At 46.2% G+C, this 6,750-nt stretch carries 8 protein-coding genes; 4 read left to right on the forward strand and 4 right to left on the reverse strand.

Annotated features, from left to right (window positions below; all coding sequences use genetic code 11):
• Positions 1–746: thioredoxin domain-containing protein (locus Q0991_RS08760; RefSeq protein ID WP_299487467.1), on the reverse strand; the 746-nt coding region annotated here is incomplete at its 3' end.
• A gap of 369 nt (positions 747–1,115) precedes the next feature.
• Between Q0991_RS08760 and rpsP the strand changes: the two genes are divergently transcribed.
• From rpsP to Q0991_RS08775, 3 genes are all read left to right on the forward strand, one after another.
• The gene (gene rpsP / locus Q0991_RS08765) at positions 1,116–1,370 is read left to right on the forward strand and encodes a 30S ribosomal protein S16 (RefSeq protein WP_299487479.1); all 255 of its coding nucleotides are present in this window, start codon (positions 1,116–1,118) and stop codon (positions 1,368–1,370) included.
• 17 nt (positions 1,371–1,387) lie between these two features.
• Entirely contained in the window at positions 1,388–1,708 is a 321-nt protein-coding gene (locus Q0991_RS08770) for a KH domain-containing protein (protein ID WP_299487469.1), read from the forward strand.
• Positions 1,709–1,789: 81 nt separating this feature from the next.
• Positions 1,790–2,746 (forward strand): PhoH family protein, encoded by a 957-nt coding sequence (locus Q0991_RS08775; protein WP_299487470.1) that lies wholly within the window; start codon positions 1,790–1,792, stop codon positions 2,744–2,746.
• 199 nt (positions 2,747–2,945) lie between these two features.
• On the opposite strand, the gene Q0991_RS08780 is transcribed toward Q0991_RS08775, so the two are convergent.
• Positions 2,946–3,362 (reverse strand): TerB family tellurite resistance protein, encoded by a 417-nt coding sequence (locus tag Q0991_RS08780; RefSeq protein ID WP_299487471.1) that lies wholly within the window; start codon positions 3,360–3,362, stop codon positions 2,946–2,948.
• A gap of 311 nt (positions 3,363–3,673) precedes the next feature.
• Here Q0991_RS08780 and Q0991_RS08785 point away from each other — a divergent pair, with 311 nt between their 5' ends.
• On the forward strand, positions 3,674–4,270 hold the full coding sequence (locus Q0991_RS08785; protein ID WP_299487472.1) for a ribonuclease HII: 597 nt from the start codon (positions 3,674–3,676) through the stop codon (positions 4,268–4,270).
• Here the strand turns inward: Q0991_RS08785 and trmD are convergent.
• Positions 4,267–4,974: a tRNA (guanosine(37)-N1)-methyltransferase TrmD gene (gene trmD / locus Q0991_RS08790; protein ID WP_299487474.1), complete on the reverse strand. Its 708-nt coding sequence runs from the start codon at positions 4,972–4,974 to the stop codon at positions 4,267–4,269. The genes Q0991_RS08785 and trmD overlap by 4 nt on opposite strands.
• A gap of 130 nt (positions 4,975–5,104) precedes the next feature.
• The gene (argB, locus tag Q0991_RS08795) at positions 5,105–5,959 is read right to left on the reverse strand and encodes an acetylglutamate kinase (protein ID WP_299487477.1); all 855 of its coding nucleotides are present in this window, start codon (positions 5,957–5,959) and stop codon (positions 5,105–5,107) included.
• Positions 5,960–6,750 lie beyond the last annotated feature (791 nt).

Consider the following 6,750-nt stretch of genomic DNA (forward strand, 5'->3'; position numbering starts at 1 on the left):
GTTCGGCAGTAAAGGTGCGACGGGGTCTTTGGGGCATGTAAACATTCTCCTGGGGTATCGACTCTTCGAGAATGTCCACTTTTTCGAGTAAAGGTCAAAAAAGGCGTTCCTGTAATTCCAATTTTTTGAGCCAGATCTAAGTCTGAATGGATCGCTTTGAGAGCGGCATCACTGTTGCGATCTCGTTCAAACTGCCCTAAATCTAACTTCAACTGTTGAGCAATTTCGGTGTAGAGCTTTTCCCCTAATTCATCCTGACGAGCAAAGAGCGCATCATGGTAAGGCCAAAACTGTCCCTGTTGCTGAGCCGCCCAAGCAGCCTGAGCGGCGGCCAAGGCTTGATCGTGAATCGCCTGGAGGGGGAGATGTTTATACGTAAAGGTTAATGGGTTCGGATCTTGCTGCAAAAATCCTTGCACATCACTGGCCGCTTGGGCACAAAACGGACATTGGAAATCGGAAAACTCCACCAGTAAATTCGGGCTATTCTGAGCGCCCGTGGTGGGCGAGTTCCCCACTAAAGCATTCGGCTTCAGCTTTTGAAGCACTGCTTGTTGGGCCTGTTGTTGAGCCTGTTTTTGGTTTTGTTGGTAGGTTTGCACTGACTCAATAATGACTTCAGGATGATCGCGAATAATCTGTAAAACCTGGTCTTCGAGATTGTCTACGGCCAAGGCTGGAGTGCCCCAACCGAGCCATAGCCATAGGCTAAGCAGCCCTATCGTCACAAACCGGAATGATTGCATTGTTTCCCCTTTCCTTCGTCCTAGAGAATAAAAGCGTGATTCTGACTTCAAGCTTTACCCGCTGCAATGCCAGGTATGAGACTGGATTGAGTAACATTCACGATTCTAGAGCACAATGAGCAGAGCTGAGGGAGCATTCTGGGGCCTGGCAGGACTAGGGTACCTTCACCATAGGTTATTGAAGCAAAATCGATACTTTTGAGAGGAATAATCACTTGGAAGTAGACTTGCGATTTCAGTCCAAAAGCTTGATCTCTAACACTTCGGTGTTATGATGGGGAACCTGAGTAAATTAATCCTTAATCTCACATGTGGAGTGATCGGATTATCCAAACCATATTCAAACAACCGGAGCATTTTCGACCTCATATGATCAAACTCAGACTCAAGCGATACGGTAAAAAGAGAGCTGCCAGCTATCGAATTGTGGCCATGAATAGCCGCGATCGCAGAGATGGTCGCCCCTTAGAAGAGTTGGGCTATTACAATCCCATCACCGATGAAACCCGCCTGCATGTGGAAGCGATCACAAAACGTCTCAAAGAAGGGGCACAGCCCACCGACACAGTGCGTCGCATCTTGGAAAAAGCCAGCCTTCTTGAACCTGCCAAAGCCAAGGCCTAATCTTTTCGGTTTGACTCATGCCCTCAACCTCCATCACTAAGACGGATTACTCAGTCCTTGTTCGTTTTTTAGTAGAACCCTTTCTCGAAGCCTCGGATACGTTGAGCATAGACTGCGAGACCAACGCCAGTGGTAAAGTTTGGATCCGTTTGGCCTTCTCAGGGACAGATAAAGGGCGAGTGTTTGGTCGGGGTGGGCGGACCATCCAGGCGATTCGCACTGTCTTGGAAATGGCAGGAAAAGCAGCCAATCAATCCGTGTATCTAGAAATTTTCAATGAGGGAGGGGCAGATAAGCCCCCTCGCCCCAAAAAACCACCTCAAAAGCGGCGGCGCTAAGCACAAATCAGACGACTAGCTGATGTGTGACATAGCCCCCATCAGCATTCTTGAACAGTTCGCTCTTTCTAATTCCAACTCATGATGGGACTGACGCTTCAGCTACCCAGTCCAGAAAGTGCAATTGCCCTAGCTGGAGAGCAGCAGGGCAACTTAAAGTTGTTAGCCCAGCAAACCGGAGCCCAGCTCGTGTTGCGAGGGCAAGAACTGATCATTTCTGGGACAAATAAACAAACCCAGCTCTGCCAACAACTGATTTATCTGTTGGAAGAAGCTTGGCAAACGGGCCAGCCGATCTCGCCCGTCGATATTATGGCCGCTCGTCAGGTCCTCAATACCCACCGCCAAGACGAATGGCAGGATCTTCAGCAAGATATTTTAGCCACCACTCGGCGTGGAGAGCAGATTCGTGCTAAGACCCTACGTCAGCGCCAATATATCCAGGCCATTCGTAAATATGCCTTGACGTTTGGGATTGGCCCTGCGGGCACGGGCAAAACCTATTTAGCAGCTGTGTTAGCTGTTCAAGCCCTGTTATCAAATGAATATGAACGCTTGATTCTGACACGCCCCGCCATAGAAGCGGGAGAAAAACTTGGATTCTTGCCTGGAGATTTACAACAAAAAGTGAATCCCTATTTACGGCCTCTCTACGATGCCCTCTATGAGTTAATTGAGGCAGAACGCATTTCTAGTTTAATGGAGCGGAGTATTATTGAAGTTGCTCCGCTTGCTTATATGCGAGGACGCACCTTAAACCGAGCCTTTATCATCCTGGATGAGGCCCAAAATACGACGCCTGCCCAAATGAAAATGATGTTAACTCGTTTGGGCAAAGACGCGCGAATGGTCGTCACTGGTGATATTACACAAACGGATCTGCCAGCTAGTCAGACCTCAGGCTTAGCGGTTGCTGAAAAAATTCTTCAACCCATAGAGGGCATTGCGTTTTGTTACCTCGGCAAAGGCGATATCGTCCGCCATCCCCTAGTATCAAAAATTATTGATGCATACGAACACTATGAGTCAAAAAAGTAGGTCATAAAGACAACCTTGATACTCTTTCTAATCAGTTAATCAAGCTGTGAAGCAAGATTAGCTTTCTAACTAGAATTCAGAACCAGAATTTAGGATCAGCGATCACCTGTATAGTTCTATCTCCCTAGCCATAGTGGATTTAAAAAATATACAATACTTTCAAATTGCTCCCAAAAAATCCAATCATGCTGGAGTTCGATTAACTATTCACCCACCGTTGGTATAGCTTTTGGATCGCTTGAGTCACTGACTCTCGAAACTGAGGGGCATCAGTATTACTTGGATCAAGTTGTTGTAGTTGAGTTAGAAATTTAGCTTCTTCCTGAGCGACTTCGCCATCACTGTAAATAAGACCGCTCAAGTCTTCGAGGAGCTGTTGGTAAGCGGCTGTCTTTGGCTTTTTCCCTAAATAGTCTTCTACCCAGGCATAACATTCCTCTTTGGACACGGCTCGTAATCCGTACAGCCAAGGGCGAAGTTCGGGATCCTCATCGACTCCTTTGGTCCGAGCAATTTTACGAAGATAGACCTGCTCTGCCTGCTGAACGGTGCCGTCTAGCCATGCCACACCAATTAAGATCTTCAAGAGTTTGACAACATTAGAGGATTGAGACATGGGTGACATCCTTGCAAATGGATCCTAACGGAAAAGGGTCTAGTCTTAGAAAAGCAGTTTGTTGGAATTCTGTCTATTAGTTTAAGCGTATCTCTACTGGACCCAGAATATCCCAATATACAGAAGAGTATAGATAGGCCAGCGCCCTCTGGATAAGAGGTTATAGGATCCCTGTGGGTAGGGCGATTGAGGCAATGCAAGCTGTATTTAATTAAATATGATTGAGGCGTTTTTGCTTCAATCGGTCTGGACGAGCTGGTTTGATAGGTAGGATTAGGAGAGGTTGTCTGCCAGAATTCGGTATTGACAAAATGGATTATGAATCTGATCAAATCGCTGGGGTTGATGAAGTGGGGAGAGGAGCCCTATTTGGTCCAGTCGTTGCAGCGGCGGTGATTTTATCGGAGTTAGCAACCCAACAATTAATGGACCAGGGGATGACGGATAGCAAGAAGCTATCGCCAAAACAACGGTTATTACTGTCGGATCAAATACGCGGACTGGCAACCAGCTTTAAGGTGGGAATGGCATCCGTTTATGAGATTGATCGCCTCAATATCTTACAGGCCAGTTTGTTGGCCATGAGACGGTCTGTACTGGGGTTACCGCTTTCGCCTTTATTGTGTTTTGTGGATGGTAATCAACGGATTCCCGATTTGTCTATGCACCAACAAACCGTGATTAAGGGGGATCAGTCTGAACCTGCGATCGCAGCCGCTAGCATCCTCGCCAAAGTCTGGCGCGATCAGCTTATTGTTCGTTTGGCTCGCCGCTACCCTGGATATGATTTGGCTGCTAATAAAGGCTATGGTAGTGCCAAACATCGGCAAGCGTTACAAGTACTCGGACCGACGCGCCAGCATCGGTTGTCTTTTGCGCCCTGTCAGGCCAGTCTGCTTAGGGATTAGGCGTCGGAGGATTCTGATTGTTGCAGCCATTTTTGGTATAGATCCGGTCTGCGATCGCGCGTCCGTTGAACCTGCTGTTCTTGACGCCACTGCTCTATTTGGGCATGATTTCCAGATCGCAAGACAGAAGGCACCTGCCAACCCCTAAATTCAGCAGGTCGTGTATATTGCGGATAATCGAGCAATCCCGCCTCAAAACTCTCTTGCTTGAGAGATTCCACCTTACCCACCGTTCCAGGGCGAAGACGAATCACCCCATTTAAAAGGGTTAAAGCCGGGATTTCACCACAGGTTAGGACAAAATCACCTAAAGATAGTTCTTGCGTGACCAGATATTCGGCGACTCGTTCATCTACTCCCTCGTAGTGGCCGCAGATCATCACCAGCTGATCATAATTATTCGCCAAATCATGAAAGAGGGGCTGATCCATACGTTGCCCTTGAGGGGTAAACAGCACAATTTGGCGACGGGACAGGCAGGGCAAAGACTCCACAGCCGCAAAAATGGGTTCTGGTTTCATCAACATACCCACTCCACCTCCATAGACCTCGTCATCGACCCGATGGTGCTTATCCGAGGTGAAATCCCGAGGATTGGTGAGATGGACATCAGCAACCCCATTGGCAAGGGCTTTACCCAACAAGCTGGTATTCAGCGGTGAAGTAAAAAACTCAGGGAATAAAGTAAGAATATCGAAACGCACTTGAGAACAATCCTAATGGGCTAGGGCTGAGTCACTCAACAAACCGTAAGCGGCTCCAACATCAATGGGATAAAGACATCAATATTTAGGTAGAAAGAATGGATAGGTATGAATATGAAATAGTAAGGGACTAGGCCGTGATCATTGATCCAATTCCAGCATCGGTGAAAATTTCTAGCAGCAAGGCATGAGGAACACGGCCATCAATAATATGGGCCGCCTGTATCCCCTGGGCTAAGGAACGAATACAACAGGTTACTTTTGGAATCATGCCGCCCGCAACCACCTGCTCTTCGATGAGTTGACGGGCATAGCGAATATCTAATTTGTGAATGAGGGAAGCAGGGTCTTGAAAGTCCTGGAGAATCCCTGGCGTATCCGTCAGCAGAATCAGTTTCTCTGCATCCAGAGCGGCAGCCAGTTCACCCGCCACTGTATCCGCATTAATGTTATACACTTGGCCTTCTTCATCAGTCGCCACACTGGACACAATGGGAATATGTCCTCCCTCTAAAAGATTATGAATAAGTTGGGGGTTTACCGTCGCCACCTCTCCCACAAATCCAATTCCGGATTCTCCTTGAGGACGGGCCATGAGTAATTTCCCATCCTTGCCACAGACTCCAACCGCCGATCCACCCGCTTGGTTAATCAGCGAAACCAGTTCTTTATTCACTCGCCCCACTAATACCATCTCTACCACATCCATCGTTGGCGCATCAGTCACCCGCAGACCATTCATAAACTGAGGTTCAATTCCCAGCTTTTCTAGCCACAGATTAATTTCAGGCCCACCGCCATGAACTAAGACCGGGCGTAGACCGACACAGGCCATAAACACCACATCCCGAATCACGGTAGCTTTGAGGGCACTATCTTTCATCGCGGCCCCACCATATTTAACAACAATCGTGCGCCCGGCGAAGGATTGGATGTAAGGAAGCGCTTCACTTAGTACTTGGACACGATCGCTAGCGTTAAACATGGGGTTCAGTGGCAAAAGGGACAAAGCGCAAACCATACGACGCCTAAAGGTTTACCCATAGACAGCAGTGTAGCTCGTTATGGCTGCTGACCGTAAGCAGACCATTCCTATCAATCTAAGCACCATCAAACGGGGAGAGATACATCGGCATTGGTCTTGCGCAATGAACTTTTTAGGCAGATAAATCGACTAAAAGAAATCAAGTCACTATAAATTACATTTTCAAAATAAAATACGACCTTTTCGTCAGATTTAGGTCTTCGTCAGATTTAGGTCTGTCAAAGTGAGTCACTATGTCTTTATATGTGCTTAATATTATTTTTCTTCACAGAATATTTTTTGGCGGCCATCTTCCATTGCTAGTAAAATAAGTTGTTTCAGCCATCAAAGCCTCAAAGTATAACTCCCCTTATCTATAGCTAAAGTCATGTATTGTGGGTTGTACAAATTAATGTTAAATAGTTATAATTAAGTCATTAAAAGTAATTTTATATAGACATTTTTAAAATTAAAATTTATTATTATATCATTTTTATTTCAAAGAACAATAAAATATAATTATCTTTTTTATTTTCTTAAAAAATAATTTGAAAAACCTTAAAAACTTCTCGGTAAGGCTATTGTGATTACAGTGTTTAGTAGCAATAGGTCAAATCATTCCTGACTAAACAATTCAAAATCAGTAAAGAAGTCCTTTGGGGATGACAAGGGTTTCACAATGTGGTCTGAATCAGTGATAGCGCCCTCATGCCTCTCTGGTAATTGAGTCGTTTATGGGGTTTCAGTTGCAT

It is taken from the genome of Acaryochloris sp. IP29b_bin.137, assembly GCF_028285745.1.
Lineage (GTDB): Bacteria > Cyanobacteriota > Cyanobacteriia > Thermosynechococcales > Thermosynechococcaceae > Acaryochloris.